Origin of the sequence: Mycolicibacterium iranicum (assembly GCF_014190915.1) — a bacterium.
Classification (GTDB): Bacteria; Actinomycetota; Actinomycetes; order Mycobacteriales; family Mycobacteriaceae; genus Mycobacterium; species Mycobacterium iranicum_B.
In genome coordinates this window covers 91924-107340 of record NZ_JACHVU010000005.1, presented here as the reverse complement: position 1 = coordinate 107340, position 15417 = coordinate 91924, and the positions used below count along the sequence as shown (strand labels likewise).

Sequence of the window (15417 nt, the reverse complement as noted above, 5' to 3'; positions counted from 1 at the left end):
ACCCCGCACCGCGAGCGCGCGTGTCTGCACATGGACACGCCGCCACCCGCGTGCATCTTGCGCGCGCTCGCGCACCACAATCGGGGCATGGAACTCTCAGGTAAGACCGCCATCGTCACCGGCGGCGGATCCGGCATCGGCGCGGCGCTGGCCGTCGAGCTGGCCTCGAACGGCGTCAGCGTCGTCGTCGGCGACCTCGACGAGGCCGGTGCACACGCGACCGCCGCGTCGGTGCGTGAAGCCGGAGGAACGGCTGCCGCGTTGCGTGCCGACGCGTCCGATCCGAGCGACATTGAAGCGCTGATCACGCTGGCCGCCGACGAGTTCGCCCCCGTCGACATCTACGTCGCCAATGCCGGGATCATCGGAAAGCCCGGACTGGCAGAGGAATCCGACTGGGATGTCATCCTCGACGTCAATCTCCGCGCGCACGTTCGGGCGGCACGGTTGTTGATGCCGCAGTGGCAGTCCCGGGGATCCGGGTACTTCGTCTCCGTCGCGTCGGCCGCGGGGCTGCTCACCCAGCTCGGCGCCGCCGGCTACGCGGTGACCAAGCATGCCGCGGTCGGCTTCGCCGAATGGCTCGCGATCACCTACGGCGACGCCGGCGTCGGCGTGAGTTGCGTCTGCCCGCTCGGCGTGGAGACACCCCTGTTGCAGGCGGTGCGCAGCACAGACGACCCCGACGCGCGGCTCGGCGCGTCGTCGATCGAGCACTCGGCAGGTGTCATCAGCGCCGCCGACGTGGCAGCGGTGACGGTCGACGCGGTCCGTGAGGGACGGTTCATGGTGCTCCCCCACCCCGAGCTACTCGAGATGTACCGCCACAAGGGGGGCGACTACGACCGCTGGATCAGCGGGATGCGCCGCTATCAGCGGACGCTGCGGTCGCTCTGAGCGGCCGCGAGCGCGCGCGAATGTACGCCTGGCACGGAGTGTCGGCGGACAGACACGCGCGCTCGCGGTGCGGTGCCGACGTCGGCGTCAACGCCGCGTCATGGTGAGGTGAAAATCTCTCGGCATCAACGTGAGCCGCTGCGCGATCTGTAGCCGGTAATCGGGGTCGGCGACCAGCTCGTACCGGCGCAGCAACACCGCGAGAAGCAACACGGCCTCGTGCAACGCGAACTGGCGCCCGATGCACGCCCGCGGTCCGGTGCCGAACGGCTTGTACAGGCCCGCCGGGCGTGCCCTCACTCGTTCCGGAGCGAAGCGATCGGGGTCGAACACGTCCGGGTCGTCGCCCCACTGCGGGTCCCGATGCAACGCCACCGTCAGCGCGAGCACCCAGTCCCCCTTGCGCATCGGGTGCACGCCGGCCAGCACCGTATCCGCGCGCGCCTCGCGGTAATAGGCGGGCACCGTGGGCTGCAGGCGCAGCGCCTCGTCGAACACCCTTCGCACGTAACGCAGTTTGGCGATCATCTCGAACCCGGGCCGCTCGTCCTCCCCCCACACCTCGGCGACCTCGGCGCGCGCCCTGTCTGCCGCCGCCGGGTTCTGCGAGAGAAAGTACAGCGCGAAAGACAAGGCGCCCGAAGTGGTTTCGTGGCCTGCGACCAGGAAGTTGATCAGCTGGTAGCGGATGTTGGCCCGGTCGAGGTCGGACACCAGCATGAGCTCGAGCAGGTCGTCGTGACGACCCAGCCCGTCGCGCACCCGTTCGGCGATGATGTCGTCGGCGATCGCGTGCATCCGGGCGGCGTGTTCGCGCACCGGCCGTTCCGCGCGGCGGGCGACGTACTTGGGCAGGAACGTCTCGCGTAGGACCCCGACCTTGTCCGAGCCCTTCAGGCCGGCAACCATGTGCTCGACGAACGGGTGTACCTCTTCAGAAGCGAAGCACCCGAACGGATAACCGACCGCGCACCGTCCGATCGTCTCCAGCGTCACCCGGGTGGTGTCGGACGAGACGTCCACCGTCTCGCCCGTCCCCGCCCGCTCGTCCCAGCGTGCGGTGAGTTCGTCGGCGACGTCGAACATGATCGAGTGATACCGGCGCATCGCCTGCTGACTGAAGGCCGGCATCAGCACATCGTGGGCTTTCTGCCAGTTCGGTTCGTCGTTGTACGCAGTGAAAAGTCCGTCGCCGCCGAGCATTCGCAGCGCATCGATGTCGGGTCCCACGTGTTTGCAGAACCGGCTTTCGTCGTTGAGCTCGGCCACCGCATCGGCGCCACCGGCCACCACGTAGCGTGCTCCGAGGAACCGGAATTCGAAGACCGAACCGAGACCGCCCAATTCCGAGGACGGCTGGGTCAGAATGTCGGGACTGATGCCGAGCACGTCACCCAGGATCGGCACGCGACGCGGCGGGTGCGGAAGTTTCGGGAAGGACCGTCTGTCGCCGACGATGGCCATGGCCTCAGCCTCCGCCGCTGTTGTACATGTGTCAAGTAGTATTGACGCATGGCGGAAGCACGGCGCAGGCTCTCCCCCGACGACCGTCGCAACGAACTGCTGGCACTCGGCGCAGAGGTATTCGGGCAGCGGCCTTACGACGAGGTGCGCATCGACGAGATCGCCGAACGGGCCGGTGTCTCACGGGCCCTGATGTACCACTACTTCCCTGACAAACGTGCGTTCTTCGCCGCGGTGGTGCGGGCCGAGGGTGAACGGCTGTTCCAGGCGACGAACACCGCGGCCCAACCCGGGCAGACGTTGTTCGGCCAGGTGCGCGCCGGGGTGCTGGCCTATCTGCAGTACGACGAGAAACATCCGCACGGCGCGTGGGCCGCCTATATGGGCATGGGCCGATCGGATCCGGTCCTGCGCGGCATCGAGGACATCGACAACGACCGTCAGGCCAACCGCATCCTCGACCGCATCACCGAGGCCGTCGGCGACGTCGATCCCTCGGTGGCACGCGACCTGCGCGCCACCGTCTACGGATGGCTGGCCTTCACGTTCGAGATGTGTCGCCAGCGGTTGATCGACTCGTCACTGGACGCGGATTTCATCGCCGACCTGTGCGCCCACGGCTTGATGGATGCCATCGGGCGCGTGCCCGACATTCCGGCAGTGCTCGTCGAGGCGGTCGCCCACGCGCAGCGCTGATCTCAGGGCTGCAGATGGTGACAGCGCTGACGGAAGTCCACGAGAGGCTGCCGGATTCCGCGTAGCTCCGCGGCGACCTGGGGATTGGCGTCCATGAACTGCGTCACCGCTGCTTCCTTCTCCTCCGGCGTCTTGGTGAACAGCGTGGAGAAGAAGTCGTTGACCGGCGGATGGGTGAACAGGTAGGCCGAGGTGGCGGCACTGACGCCCGTGGCGACACCGGCCAGATCCGCCGCCGTGCACTGTGGGGCGGGTTGGGCCGAAGCGGTCACGGCGGCGGTGACCAGCGCACCGCCGATTCCGAGGGTTGCGGCGAGCATGCGCCGTGCAGGTGGGCATCGCACCCTCGGATGGTAAGCCGTCTCGCCCCTGGTGTTCCGGGAAATCCCTTATCAGAGCGTGTGCGTGTGGCGGCGACGGATTACTTGTCGGTGGGTGGGGGCACCATGGACTCATGTCTGTCGTGACCGATCCGCTCGCGCGCTTCAGCGCGTTGACGCGCGAATGGTTCACGGGCACCTTCGTCGAACCCACCCCGGCGCAGGCCGAGGCGTGGAAGGCCATCGCCGCCGGTGAGAATACCCTCGTCATCGCCCCGACGGGCTCGGGAAAAACCTTGGCGGCGTTCCTGTGGGCGATCGACGGACTGGCTCGGGAGCCGCAGGCCAAGCGCGGCACGCGGGTGCTCTACGTCTCGCCGTTGAAGGCATTGGCCGTCGACGTGGAACGCAACCTGCGCACCCCGCTGACCGGGATCTCGCGCATCGCCGAACGCACGGGAGAAGAGCCCCCGGCCATCAGCGTCGGCGTGCGGTCCGGTGACACGACACCGAGCAAGCGCCGCGAGCTGATCACCAAGCCGCCGGACATCCTGATCACCACACCCGAGTCGCTGTTCCTGATGCTGACGTCGGCTGCCCGCGAGACCTTGGCCGACGTGCAGACCGTGATCGTGGACGAGGTGCACGCCGTCGCCGCGACCAAACGCGGCGCCCATCTCGCGTTGTCGCTGGAACGGCTCGACGCGCTGCTCGACAAGCCCGCGCAGCGCATCGGGCTGTCGGCGACCGTGCGCCCGCCCGAAGAGGTCGCGCGGTTCCTGTCCGGGGCTGCGCCGACGACGATCGTGGCGCCCCCCGCGGCCAAGACGTTCGACCTCACCGTGCAGGTCCCTGTCCCCGACATGGCCAACCTGGAGGACAACTCGATCTGGCCGGACGTCGAGGAGCGAATCGTCGACCTGATCGAGGCCCACAACTCCTCGATCGTGTTCACCAATTCGCGCCGGCTGGCGGAGCGACTGACCGCACGCATCAACGAGATCCACGCCGAGCGCAGCGGCATCGAACTGGGGTCGCACAATCCCGGCGTGGCCGGCGGCGCCCCCGCCCACATCATGGGCAGCGGCCAGACCTACGGCGCCGAGCCGGTGCTCGCGCGCGCCCACCACGGCTCGGTCAGCAAGGAGGCCCGGGCCGACGTCGAGGACGCACTCAAGAGCGGCCGCCTCAAAGCGGTCGTTGCGACGTCCAGCCTGGAGCTCGGGATCGACATGGGTTCGGTCGACCTGGTGATCCAGGTCGAGACCCCACCCTCGGTGGCCAGCGGCCTGCAGCGCGTCGGACGCGCCGGGCACCAGGTCGGTCAGATCAGCCAGGGCGTCCTGTTCCCGAAGCACCGCACCGATCTGATCGGCTGCGCGGTGAGCGTGCAGCGCATGCTCGCCGGGCAGATCGAGACCATGCGCGTACCGGCCAACCCGCTCGACGTGCTGGCACAACACACGGTCGCCGCGTCGGCCCTGGAACCGATCAGCGCCGACGCCTGGTTCGACACGGTCCGGCGCAGCGCGCCGTTCGCGACGCTGCCGCGCAGCGCGTTCGAGGCGACGCTGGACCTGCTGTCGGGCAAGTACCCGTCGACCGAGTTCGCCGAGCTGCGGCCCCGCATCGTCTACGACCGCGACACGGGCACGCTGACAGCCCGGCCCGGCGCGCAACGGCTGGCGGTCACCTCGGGCGGCGCCATCCCCGACCGCGGGCTGTTCACGGTGTTCCTCGCCTCCAGCGCCGACTCCGAGAAGCCGTCGCGCGTCGGCGAACTCGACGAGGAGATGGTCTACGAGTCACGTCCCGGAGACGTGATTTCGCTGGGTGCCACCAGCTGGCGGATCACCGAGATCACCCACGACCGGGTGCTGGTCATCCCGGCGCCGGGAGAACCCGCGCGACTTCCGTTCTGGCGCGGCGACGGAGTAGGCCGGCCCGCCGAACTGGGTGCCGCGATCGGCGCATTCAACGGCGAACTGGCCAAACTCGACCGGCAGAAGTTCGAAGAGCGTTGCGCAACGGTAGGATTCGATGCGTATGCCACCGACAACCTCTGGCAACTCATCGACGAGCAGCGCACCGCGACGGCATCGGTTCCGTCGGACACCACGCTGGTGGTCGAACGTTTCCGTGACGAGCTGGGCGACTGGCGGGTGATCCTGCACTCGCCCTACGGCCTTCGGGTGCATGGCCCCCTCGCGCTGGCCGTGGGCAAGCGGCTCTACGAGCGGTACGGCATCGATGAGAAGCCGACGGCGTCCGACGACGGCGTCATCGTGCGGTTGCCCGACACCGACGACGTCGCACCGGGCGCCGACATCTTCGTCTTCGACGCCGACGAGATCGAACCCCTGGTCACGACGGAAGTCAGTTCGTCGGCGCTGTTCGCGTCCCGGTTCCGGGAGTGCGCAGCGAGGGCGCTGTTGCTGCCCCGCCGCCATCCCGGCAAGCGGTCGCCGCTGTGGCATCAACGTCAGCGGGCGGCCCAGCTGCTCGACGTGGCCCGCAACTACCCCGACTTTCCGATCGTGCTCGAGGCGGTGCGGGAGTGCCTGCAGGACGTGTACGACGTGCCGACGCTGACCGCGCTGATGGGCCGGATCGCCCAACGCCGCGTCCGGATCATGGAGGTCGAGACCCAGACGCCGTCGCCGTTCGCGGCGTCACTGCTCTTCGGCTACGTGGGCGCCTTCATGTACGAAGGCGACAGCCCGCTGGCCGAGCGGCGCGCGGCGGCGTTGGCTCTGGACCCCACGCTGCTGGCCGAACTGCTCGGGCGCGTCGAGCTGCGCGAACTTCTCGACGCCGACGTGGTGGCGACCACCTCCCGGCAGCTGCAGCATCTGACCGAAGAGCGGCTGGCCCGCGATGCCGAGGGCGTCGCGGACCTGCTGAGGTTGCTCGGCCCGCTGACGGCCGAGGAGATCAGTCAGCGGTGTGTGCAGTCCGACGTCGGTGGCTGGCTGGAGGGTCTGCTCGGCGCCAAACGTGTGCTGCCGGTGTCGTTCGCGGGCCAGACGTGGTGGTCGGCCGTCGAGGACATCGGCCGGCTGCGCGACGGTGTCGGCGTCGCCGTGCCGGTCGGAGTCCCCATGGCCTTCCTGGAGCCGATCGTCGACCCGCTGGGCGAGCTGCTCTCGCGATACGCCCGCACCCGTGGGCCGTTCACCACGTCCGACGCCGCGGGCCGCTTCGGCCTCGGGCTGCGTGTCGCCGGCGACGTGCTGGGCCGGCTGGCCGCCGACGGCAAGCTGGTCCGGGGCGAATTCACCGATGTGCCGGCGGATTCCGGCGGGCATGAGCAGTGGTGTGACACCGAGGTGTTGCGCATCCTGCGGCGCCGGTCGCTGGCCGCGTTGCGCGCACAGATCGAACCCGTCAGCACGGCGGCGTTCGGTAGATTCCTCCCGGCATGGCAGGCCCTCGGCAGCGAGACCGTGACCGGCGTGGACGGTCTGGCCGCGGTGATCGACCAACTGGCCGGCGTACCCATGGCCGCCTCCGCCGTCGAACCGCTGATCTTCGGTCAGCGCGTCCGCGACTACCAACCCGGCATGCTCGACGAACTGCTCGCCTCCGGAGAGGTGCTGTGGTCGGGTGTGGGTTCGCTGTCGAGTGCCGACGGCTGGGTGTCGTTCCATCCGGCCGACACCGCGCCACTGTCCCTGGCTCCGCCGGGCGATCTGGACCTGACCGACGTGCACCACCAGATCCTGGCGGCGCTGTCCGGTGGCGGTGCGTACTTCTTCCGTCAGCTCTCGATCGACGGGGTGTCCGCAGAGTCGCTGAAAGCCGCCCTGTGGCAACTGATCTGGGCTGGGCACGTCGGTGGGGACACCTTCGCCCCCGTACGGGCACTGCTCGCAGGCACCAAGGGCGCCGGGTCGCGCAGGGCCGCCGCGCCCGCCCACCGTCACCGCAGGGCACCGCGGTTGAGCCGGTACAGCTTGAGCACGTCGAGCCTCAACGCGCATCGCGATTCGGATCCCACCGTGGCGGGACGCTGGTCGGCACTTCCGGTCGCCGAGGTGGACACCACCGTGCGCGCGCACTATCAGGCCGACCAACTCCTGGCCCGTCACGGCGTCCTCACCAAAGGCGCGGTCGCGGCGGAGAACATCCCCGGCGGGTTCGCATCGATGTACAAGGTGCTGACCACGATGGAGGACGCCGGGCGCTGTCAGCGCGGCTACTTCGTCGAATCCCTCGGTGGCGCGCAGTTCGCGACGGCGAGCACCGTCGACCGGTTGCGCAGCCACGCCGACAGCATCGATGCCAAGCAGCAGAGCCTGCGGGCCATCGCGATCGCCGCGACCGATCCGGCGAACCCGTACGGCGCGGCGCTGCCCTGGCCCACGCGGGGCGCCGAGGGCGACACGGCGCACCGCCCGGGCCGCAAGGCCGGCGCGCTGGTGGTCCTGGTTGACGGTGCGCTGACCTGGTTCGTCGAGCGGGGCGGGCGGTCTCTGCTGAGCTTCACCGACGACGCCGACATCCACCACGCCGCGGGCACCACGCTGGCCGAACTGGTCACCCGCCAACGGGTTCCGGCGCTGCTGGTCGAACGCGTCGACGGCGTCCCCGTACTGGAGACCCGGGAGTCCGCCGTCGTCGAGGCGTTGACGACAGCGGGGTTCTCCCGGACTCCGCGCGGACTGCGGCTGCGCTGATGCCGGAGGGAGACACCGTCTTCCGCGCTGCGGTCAAACTGCGCGAAGCTCTGGAAGGCAAGATGCTGACCCGGTGCGACGTCCGGGTCCCCCGCTACGCCGCGGTCGACCTCAGCGGCCAGCGGGTCGACGAGGTGCTGTGCCGCGGCAAGCATCTGTTCATCCGTGTCGGCCAGGCCAGCATCCACTCGCACCTGAAGATGGACGGCGCCTGGATCATCGGCCGCGTCCGTGCGCCGGCGTACAAGATCCGGATCGTGCTGGAAACGGCCGATTCTCGTGCCTCCGGCGTGGACCTCGGCATCCTCGAAGTCCTGGACCGGGCGGCCGACATGGATGTCGTCGCACATCTCGGGCCGGATCTGCTCGGGCCCGACTGGTCGGCCGAGACCGCGGCGGCCAACCTGATGGCAGACCCGCAGCGCCCGCTGGCCGAGACATTGCTCGATCAGCGGGTGATGGCCGGCGTCGGGAATGTGTACGCCAACGAACTGTGCTTCGTGTTCGGGTTACGCCCCGGCACACCCGTCGGCGAGCTCGCAGATCCGATGCGGCTGGCCACCCGGGCCCAGCAGATGGTGTGGCTCAACCGCATGCGGCTCAACCGCACCACCACCGGGAACACCCGGCCGGGCCAGGACGTCTGGGTCTACGGCCGCGCCGGCTCACCGTGCCGTCGCTGCGGCACCCTGATCGAGACCGACAGGAACACCGAACGGGTCACGTACTGGTGCCCCGTCTGCCAGCGCTAGCGTCCTTCGTCGCGCAGTGCGCTAGACCGTGCAGTCGACGCCGGCGACGTCGCGGGCGATCACGCAGGCCGACGGGTTGGACAGCTTCCAGGTGCCGTCCTGGTCGACCCAGTAGATGTTGTGGGTCTTGGTCCCGAAGATCGGGATCGTGACCGCGATTTGCGCATCGAGCTGATCGCCGTTGAGCACGGGGTTCTGAACCTGCCAGTTCACCATGCCGCCATAGGTGTTGAGCCGGTTGGCGATGTTGTCGGCGGTCGGGACCGCCGCGTCTCCCCCGGCCAGCTTGGCGGCGCGCTCGCTCGTCGAGGCCCCGGTGTTCAGGACCACCCGCAGATCAGACGTCAGCTCGCCGGCACTGGGAACGGCGGGCTGAGCCCAGGCGACACCCATCCCACTCAGGGCACCTGCCGCCAACACCGAAACAGCCGCCAACGCAGCACGCATGAACGCTTCCTTCCGCAAAGATGGTCCGACCCACGCACACCCCACCACGCCGGGGGCGTCGCGACAAGACCTACGTCCGCGACCCCGGAGCGCCGAAAATGCACTCCGCGCGGTCCGGGAAGGCCGGGACCGCGCGGAATGCACTCAGCGATAGGGACCGGAAGCGGTCAGAACGGCAGCGCGAATTTGACGATCTTGCGTACCACCGTCGCGAACTGCTGCGGCAGCGGGCCCTTGTTGTAGGGCACCCCGTAGCGTTCGCAGATCTCCTGGACCTTCGGCGCGATCTCCGCGTGCCGGAACGCCGGAATGTCCGGGAACAGGTGGTGCTCGATCTGGAAGGACAGATTGCCGGTGAGGATGTGGAAGAGCTTGCCGCCGGTCAGGTTCGCCGACCCGAGGATCTGACGGAAGTACCACTGCCCGCGCGTCTCGGCCTTCGTCTCCTCGATGGAGAACTCCTGGACGTCCTCGGGGAAGTGCCCGCAGAAGATGACCATGTAGGACCACACGTTGCGCACCAGGTTCGCGGTCATGTTCCCGGCGAACACCCACGGGGCGAACGGTCCGGCCAGCAACGGGAAGGCCACGTAGTCCTTCATCGTCTGCTTCTTGGTCTTGCGCCAGATGCCTTCGAGGATCTCGCGCTTGTCGGTCAGCGTGATCTCGCCGGAGGCGATCTTCTCGCTCTCCAGCTCGTGCAGGGCCACGCCGTACTGGAAGAGCACCATCAGCAGGAACGCGTAGACCGGGTTGCCGAGGTAGTACGGACGCCACTTCTGATCGGAGCTCATCCGCAGGATGCCGTAGCCGATGTCGCGGTCCAGCCCGACGATGTTGGTGTAGGTGTGGTGCATGTAGTTGTGGGAGTGCCGCCACTGGTCACCGGGGCACGCGTTGTCCCATTCGAAGCCCTTGCTCGAGATCGCCGGATCGCCCATCCAGTCGTACTGGCCGTGCATCACGTTGTGGCCGATCTCCATGTTGTCGATGATCTTCGACAGCGAGAGCAGCGCGGTGCCGGCCAACCAGAACGGCGGGAAGACACCACCGAAAAGCAATGCCCGGCCGCCGATTTCGAGGCCACGCTGGGCCTTGATCATCCGGCGGATATAGGTCGCATCGCGTTCGCCCAGATCGGCGATAACGCTCTCCTTGAGAGCGTCGAGTTCGCGGCCGAACGCCTCGGCCTGCTCGGGGGTCAGAGTCACCGTCTTGCCGGCGACCGTCTTGCTGATGGTCCGCGCCTGCGCGGAGGTGGTGCTCTCGGTCGTGCTGGTGTCCAGAACCTCAGTCATGATTCCTCACCTCTCAGTTGATTGGTCGCCGATTGCCTAGAGCGCGATGTCCACGTCGCCGACCGGAGCCGACACGCAGATCTGCACGTCCTCTTCCTCGGTCGAGGACACCGCGCCGGTGATCACATTGCGCACGGCACCGCTGGTCTTGCGGCGCGTGCAGGAGAAGCAGATGCCCATCCGGCAACCGCTTTCGGGAGTCAGGCCCGCGTCCTCGGCCTGGTTGAGCAGCGGCCGTCCGTCGTCGACGAGGGTCGTGCCGCTTTCGGTGAACTGCACAGTGCCGCCGGAGGCTTCGCCGTCGAAGACCGGTGGGACGAAACTCTCCGACTGTGCGTCCGGGAAGACGCCTCGGACTGCATCGACGAGATCCGGCGGTCCGCACACGTAGACCCCGGCCGGGTCGGCCATCGTCTCGGGCAGGTGCGCGCGGGTGAACCGGCCGTCCAGATCCGAGCCTGCCGCCGTGCGGGTGTACCCGTGCAGCACGGTGATATTCGGCATCGACCGCGAGATCTCGGCGAGCTCGTCGCGGTAGGCGGCTTCGCCCTCCGAGCGCGCATAGTGGACGAACACGACCTCGCCGGTGTGTCGCTGGGCACGCAGCGTGCGCAGCATCGACATGACCGGGGTGATCCCGCTGCCGCCGGAGACGAACAGCAGACGTCCGTCGGGCCGCTCGGGGAGCGTGAACTCGCCGCCCACCGAATCGAGGCCCACGACCATGCCGCGGCGCGCGTTCTCGACGAGGTAGGTCGAGACGAGCCCGCCCTCGTGGTGACCAATCGTCAGCTCGATGTACGGATCGCCCTCGGCGTTGGCCGGCGAGTAGGGGCGGGTCCGGCGGCGCCCGTCGATGTCGACGGACACGTTGATGTGCTGCCCCGCCCGGAAGCCGCTGAAGGCCCGGTTCGGCGCCAAGGTCAGCGTGACGCTGCGCGGCGTGGAGCGGCGCACGTCCACGATCCGGGCGCGGCCCTGACGGCGCGTCCAGGTGGGGTCGACCAGCTCGGTGTAGCGATCGACGCCGTGCGGACCGGTCAGCAGGTCCAGCAGGGCGGAGCGCTTGACCCGCTTCGTCAATGTTTCAGTGAACATATGTACACCGTGCGCGCCACACCAGGGGTCCGTCAAGAGATCGCCGCAGCTTGTGGTAGGTTTCACATAGTGAACAGTCGTACTCCCAGCTCACGATCGGGGCAGTCCGGCCGCTCCCGGTCGAAGGACAGGAGCAGGGAGACCCTCTCGCGCGAGGAGCGCAAAGAGGCCACCCGGCGGGCCATCGTCGCCGCTGCGCTGCAGCTTCTGGCCGAGCGCAGTTTCAGCGCCCTGAGCCTGCGCGAGGTCACCCGCGAGGCCGGCATCGTGCCCGCAGCCTTCTACCGGCACTTCGAATCCATGGAGGCGCTGGGCCTCGTCCTGATCGACGAGTCCTTCCGCACCCTGCGCGACATGTTGCGCGGAGCGCGCGCGGGAAAGCTCGATCCGAACCGGGTCATCGAGTCATCGGTGGACATCCTGATCGACGGGGTTCAACAACGCCGCGAACACTGGCGCTTCATCGGCAGGGAACGCTCGACCGGTGTCACCGTGCTCCGCTACGCGATCCGCACCGAAATTCGTTTGATCACATCGGAGTTGGCGATCGATCTGGCTCGCTTCCCGAACCTGAACACCTGGAGCAGCGAAGACCTGAACGTCCTCGCCAGCGTCTTCGTCAACTCGATGATCGTCATCGCCGAAACCCTGGAAGACGCCACCGACCCCGCCAGTATCGAAGAGGTGCGGCGTATCGCGATCAAGCAGCTGCGGATGATCACCGTCGGCGTGGCGGGCTGGCGCAGCAGTTAACGTGACGGGCATGTCGCCCGTACTCGAAGCAGCCCGGCCCCGGCCCGAGATCACCATTCTGACCCTGAACCGGCCCGACAAGCTCAATGCCCTGTCCTATGAGCTGGTCGAAGCACTGCACTCCGCACTCGACGACATCGCCGCCGACAATGCCTGCCGCGTCGTGGTCATCACGGGCGCTGGGCGCGGCTTCTGTTCCGGTCTGGACCTGAGTGCACCCAATCCCGACGAAGCGGGCGCAGGCACCGAGTTCCCGCGTTCGGGGATGCGGTGGCAGGAACGCATCGCCGACCTGACCGCCAAGATCCACCGCCTGCGCCAACCCGTGATCGCCGCCGTCAACGGCGTCGCGTACGGCGGCGGGCTCGGGATCGTGGCCGCCTGCGACCTTCGCATCGCGTCCCCGTCGGCGCGATTCTGCACCCAGTTCATCAAACTCGGCCTCGGCGGTTGCGACATCGGCGTGAGTTACACGCTCCCCCGGATCATCGGCGCCGGTGCGGCTTTCGACATGATCCTGACCGCACGTCCGGTCGACGCCGACGAGGCGTTGCGGTGGGGACTGGTGACGCGGGTGACCGAATCCGTCACCGACGACGCCGTGCAGATCGCCGAAACTCTCTGTGGCTACGGCAAGTTCGGCCTGGAATCGACCAAACAGGTGCTGTGGGCGAATCTCGAGGCTTCGAGCCTGGAAGCGGCCCTGCACCTGGAGAACCGCAGCCAAATTCTCGCGTCGACGAGCGGAGAGATGCGCGAGGCGGCCGCGAAGGTGCTGCGCAAGAACTGAGGCAGGGTCAGGCCAGCGCGACGCCGAGTTCGCCGGCGAGCACACGGATCATGTGCTGCACTCCGATCTCGTTGCGGCCGATCACCATGTGGTCATGCTGACCTCGGCGCACCCCTTCGCCGCACTGCGCAGCATCACGAAGTCCTCGTCGCGGACCGCCGCGTGGACCTGACGGTAGATCTCGTCGTAGAACGCGCGCTGCGCGTCGTCGGTGGCGGGATAGCGGGCCATCCAACTGTGTCGCACCGTGCACCGGGTCGGCTCGCCGGCAGGCAGGATGTCGATGATCTCCACACCGACCGGACTGTTGGCCAGGATCAGGTTGGGATAGACCCAGTAGATGACACCCATCCGCAGAACGGGATCCCAGTCCTGGGCGGGGTCGGCATTCAGGTCGGCGATGTTGTTGAACGGGAAGCCGATTCGATGGTGCCGACCCCATTCGTCGTAGATGTGGGTGTTGGCCACCGTGTTCTGCCCGATCACGCTCTGCCCGTGCACGAACGGAAAGTGGTAGCCCTCGGCGAAGGCTTCCAGCGCGCCCTTCCAGCTCGTGTCCGACTCGAACTCGCGCTGGTCGTGGTAACCGAAAGATTCGTAGTCCCACTGGGCGAGCTCGGCCGCGAAGTCGCCGAGGTGGGCGTCGAGGTCGATGTCACCCCCGGCCGTCAGCACGGCCCACACGAAACCGAACCGTTCCTCGTTGGGGAGCTCGACCAGCCCATAGCTCCCGAGATCGATCCCGGTGAAGCCCGCCTGGCCAGGCACGCGGACCAGCCGGCCCGAACTGTCGTAGTTCCAGGCATGGTAGGGACAGACGAACCGACGGGCGTTGCCGCTGCCGCACGCCGGCATCGCGCCCCGGTGCCGGCAGTAATTCAGGAACACGTGCGCCCGGCCTGCCGAGTCGCGGGTGATGAGCAGCGAATCCCCCAGCACCGACCGGACCACGTAGTCATGGCTGTCCGGTATCTGGCTGCTCGGCACGATCGCCAGCGGAGTGCGCCGCAGGATCGACGACTCCTCGATCTCGGTGAGCTTCGGGTCGCGGTAGTAGTGCAGGGGCACCTTCAGCACCGATTCCGCCATGTCGGTGGTCCTGTCGTTCACCAGGGCCAGCCCGCGTTCGGTCAACGTCCTGTCGATCGCCATACCGTCACCATACAAATTTCCGAGAGCGTATGGCCACGGTTCGATACGCCTCGTCTAGCGAGGGGTCCCGCCGCCGTCGACGAGGATGACCTGCCCCGTGATGTAGCTCCCGGCGTCCGAGGTCAACAGCAGCGCCGCGCCGACCATCTCGTCCGGCGTCGCCAGCCGCCCGAGCAGGGTGCCTCCGACCATCCCGTCGATCGCCTCCTGCGGGTTCTTACGCATCATGTCCGTGTCGACGGGTCCGGGCGCCAGCGCATTCACGCGGATGCCGTCCCGGACGAACTCCGCGGCCATCGACCGGGTGAAGGACATCATGGCGGCCTTCATCGAGGCGTAGATCGACAGCATCGGCGCGAAGATGAACGCCCCGATGGAGACCATGTTCAGGACCGCCGCGTGCTCGCTGGCCTTGAGGTGCGGCAATGCCTCCTGGACCAGCATCACCGGACCCCGCAGGTTGACGTCGAACGATTTCGTCAGCGCATCGACGGTCATCTGCCCGAACGGCTGGGCCAACGGGTTGGCGGCGTTGTTCACCAGAACGTCGACGCCGCCGAACTCGGCCACCGTGCGCTCGACGAGCGCGCCGAGGTCGTCGACCTCGCCCAGGTGTGTCGGCACGCCGATCGCCTCACCCCCCAGCTCGCGAAGGTGCTCGGCGGCCTGGTCGCACGCCTCGGCTTTGCGGCTCGCGACCACCACTCGGGCGCCGGCCAGCACGTAACCCTCGGCCAGCGCCAATCCGATCCCACGGGTGCCCCCGGTGACGATCACGGTCCGCTCCGACATGTCGAACAGCCCGTCAAACGAGGAACGATCCATCAGCGGGACCTCCCGATGCCGCTGTTCGCCGCCGAAACGAGCCGACTCCTAGGCAAGGCCACCTCCTGGTCCGGGCGGTATCACCGCCGATAGCCTGCTGATTGTGGCAGCCGCCAAACTTTTTTCGCTGACGAACACGCTTAACTGGCATCGCCCCGCCGCCTGAGACGCAGAGGCCGCGAAGGCGGGTGTTCGCTTTGCCGAACCTGCACACCCGCGACACATTCTCGCGAATTCGCACAGCAT

12 protein-coding genes and 1 pseudogene are annotated in these 15417 nt (G+C 68.0%); 6 read left to right on the top strand and 7 right to left on the bottom strand.

What is annotated here, in order from left to right:
- The first annotated feature begins 87 nt into the window (after nucleotides 1-87).
- A complete protein-coding gene (locus FHR72_RS13490; RefSeq protein WP_183468753.1) occupies nucleotides 88-897 on the top strand; it encodes an SDR family NAD(P)-dependent oxidoreductase in 810 nt (269 codons plus the stop codon).
- An 87-nt stretch (nucleotides 898-984) separates the two neighbouring features.
- Here FHR72_RS13490 and FHR72_RS13485 read toward each other — a convergent pair whose 3' ends face one another.
- Complete coding sequence (locus FHR72_RS13485; protein WP_183468751.1) at nucleotides 985-2361, bottom strand: cytochrome P450; 1377 nt, start codon at nucleotides 2359-2361, stop codon at nucleotides 985-987.
- Between the two features lie 48 nt (nucleotides 2362-2409).
- On the opposite strand from FHR72_RS13485, the gene FHR72_RS13480 reads away from it, so the two are divergent.
- Nucleotides 2410-3057 carry a TetR/AcrR family transcriptional regulator gene (locus FHR72_RS13480; RefSeq protein WP_183468743.1) on the top strand — a complete coding sequence of 216 codons (648 nt, stop codon included), beginning with the start codon at nucleotides 2410-2412 and terminating at the stop codon, nucleotides 3055-3057.
- Between the two features lie 2 nt (nucleotides 3058-3059).
- On the opposite strand, the gene FHR72_RS13475 is transcribed toward FHR72_RS13480, so the two are convergent.
- Nucleotides 3060-3377, bottom strand: coding sequence for a heme-binding protein (locus tag FHR72_RS13475; protein ID WP_183468741.1), 318 nt, complete (start codon nucleotides 3375-3377; stop codon nucleotides 3060-3062).
- A gap of 134 nt (nucleotides 3378-3511) precedes the next feature.
- Between FHR72_RS13475 and FHR72_RS13470 the strand changes: the two genes are divergently transcribed.
- Both FHR72_RS13470 and nei2 read left to right on the top strand, forming a co-directional pair.
- Nucleotides 3512-8056 carry an ATP-dependent helicase gene (locus FHR72_RS13470; protein ID WP_183468739.1) on the top strand — a complete coding sequence of 1515 codons (4545 nt, stop codon included), beginning with the start codon at nucleotides 3512-3514 and terminating at the stop codon, nucleotides 8054-8056.
- Entirely contained in the window at nucleotides 8056-8808 is a 753-nt protein-coding gene (nei2, locus tag FHR72_RS13465; RefSeq protein WP_183468737.1) for an endonuclease VIII Nei2, read from the top strand. Before FHR72_RS13470 ends, nei2 begins: the two co-directional genes overlap by 1 nt.
- A 21-nt stretch (nucleotides 8809-8829) precedes the next feature.
- Here nei2 and FHR72_RS13460 read toward each other — a convergent pair whose 3' ends face one another.
- The 3 genes from FHR72_RS13460 to FHR72_RS13450 all read right to left on the bottom strand — a co-directional run bounded on the left by FHR72_RS13460 (nucleotide 8830) and on the right by FHR72_RS13450 (nucleotide 11651).
- Entirely contained in the window at nucleotides 8830-9255 is a 426-nt protein-coding gene (locus FHR72_RS13460; protein ID WP_183468735.1) for an MTB12 C-terminal domain-containing protein, read from the bottom strand.
- 167 nt (nucleotides 9256-9422) lie between these two features.
- Nucleotides 9423-10553 (bottom strand): fatty acid desaturase family protein, encoded by a 1131-nt coding sequence (locus tag FHR72_RS13455; RefSeq protein ID WP_183468733.1) that lies wholly within the window; start codon nucleotides 10551-10553, stop codon nucleotides 9423-9425.
- Between the two features lie 36 nt (nucleotides 10554-10589).
- Nucleotides 10590-11651 (bottom strand): ferredoxin reductase, encoded by a 1062-nt coding sequence (locus FHR72_RS13450; RefSeq protein ID WP_183468732.1) that lies wholly within the window; start codon nucleotides 11649-11651, stop codon nucleotides 10590-10592.
- A 69-nt stretch (nucleotides 11652-11720) separates the two neighbouring features.
- Here FHR72_RS13450 and FHR72_RS13445 point away from each other — a divergent pair, with 69 nt between their 5' ends.
- Entirely contained in the window at nucleotides 11721-12404 is a 684-nt protein-coding gene (locus tag FHR72_RS13445; protein WP_183468730.1) for a TetR family transcriptional regulator, read from the top strand.
- Nucleotides 12405-12414: 10 nt separating this feature from the next.
- Nucleotides 12415-13194 carry an enoyl-CoA hydratase/isomerase family protein gene (locus FHR72_RS13440; RefSeq protein WP_183468727.1) on the top strand — a complete coding sequence of 260 codons (780 nt, stop codon included), beginning with the start codon at nucleotides 12415-12417 and terminating at the stop codon, nucleotides 13192-13194.
- A 7-nt stretch (nucleotides 13195-13201) separates the two neighbouring features.
- Here FHR72_RS13440 and FHR72_RS13435 read toward each other — a convergent pair.
- Nucleotides 13202-14346, bottom strand: a pseudogene (locus tag FHR72_RS13435) (aromatic ring-hydroxylating oxygenase subunit alpha).
- 54 nt (nucleotides 14347-14400) lie between these two features.
- Entirely contained in the window at nucleotides 14401-15171 is a 771-nt protein-coding gene (locus tag FHR72_RS13430; RefSeq protein ID WP_183468724.1) for an SDR family NAD(P)-dependent oxidoreductase, read from the bottom strand.
- Between the last annotated feature and the right edge of the window lie 246 nt (nucleotides 15172-15417).

Coding starts and splice junctions, on each gene's coding strand:
- FHR72_RS13490 (WP_183468753.1), top strand. CDS start 88: ATGGAACTCTCAGGTAAGACCGCCATCGTCACCGGCGGCGGATCCGGC.
- FHR72_RS13485 (WP_183468751.1), bottom strand. CDS start 2,361: ATGGCCATCGTCGGCGACAGACGGTCCTTCCCGAAACTTCCGCACCCG.
- FHR72_RS13480 (WP_183468743.1), top strand. CDS start 2,410: ATGGCGGAAGCACGGCGCAGGCTCTCCCCCGACGACCGTCGCAACGAA.
- FHR72_RS13475 (WP_183468741.1), bottom strand. CDS start 3,377: ATGCTCGCCGCAACCCTCGGAATCGGCGGTGCGCTGGTCACCGCCGCC.
- FHR72_RS13470 (WP_183468739.1), top strand. CDS start 3,512: ATGTCTGTCGTGACCGATCCGCTCGCGCGCTTCAGCGCGTTGACGCGC.
- nei2 (WP_183468737.1), top strand. CDS start 8,056: ATGCCGGAGGGAGACACCGTCTTCCGCGCTGCGGTCAAACTGCGCGAA.
- FHR72_RS13460 (WP_183468735.1), bottom strand. CDS start 9,255: ATGCGTGCTGCGTTGGCGGCTGTTTCGGTGTTGGCGGCAGGTGCCCTG.
- FHR72_RS13455 (WP_183468733.1), bottom strand. CDS start 10,553: ATGACTGAGGTTCTGGACACCAGCACGACCGAGAGCACCACCTCCGCG.
- FHR72_RS13450 (WP_183468732.1), bottom strand. CDS start 11,651: ATGTTCACTGAAACATTGACGAAGCGGGTCAAGCGCTCCGCCCTGCTG.
- FHR72_RS13440 (WP_183468727.1), top strand. CDS start 12,415: ATGTCGCCCGTACTCGAAGCAGCCCGGCCCCGGCCCGAGATCACCATT.
- FHR72_RS13430 (WP_183468724.1), bottom strand. CDS start 15,171: ATGGATCGTTCCTCGTTTGACGGGCTGTTCGACATGTCGGAGCGGACC.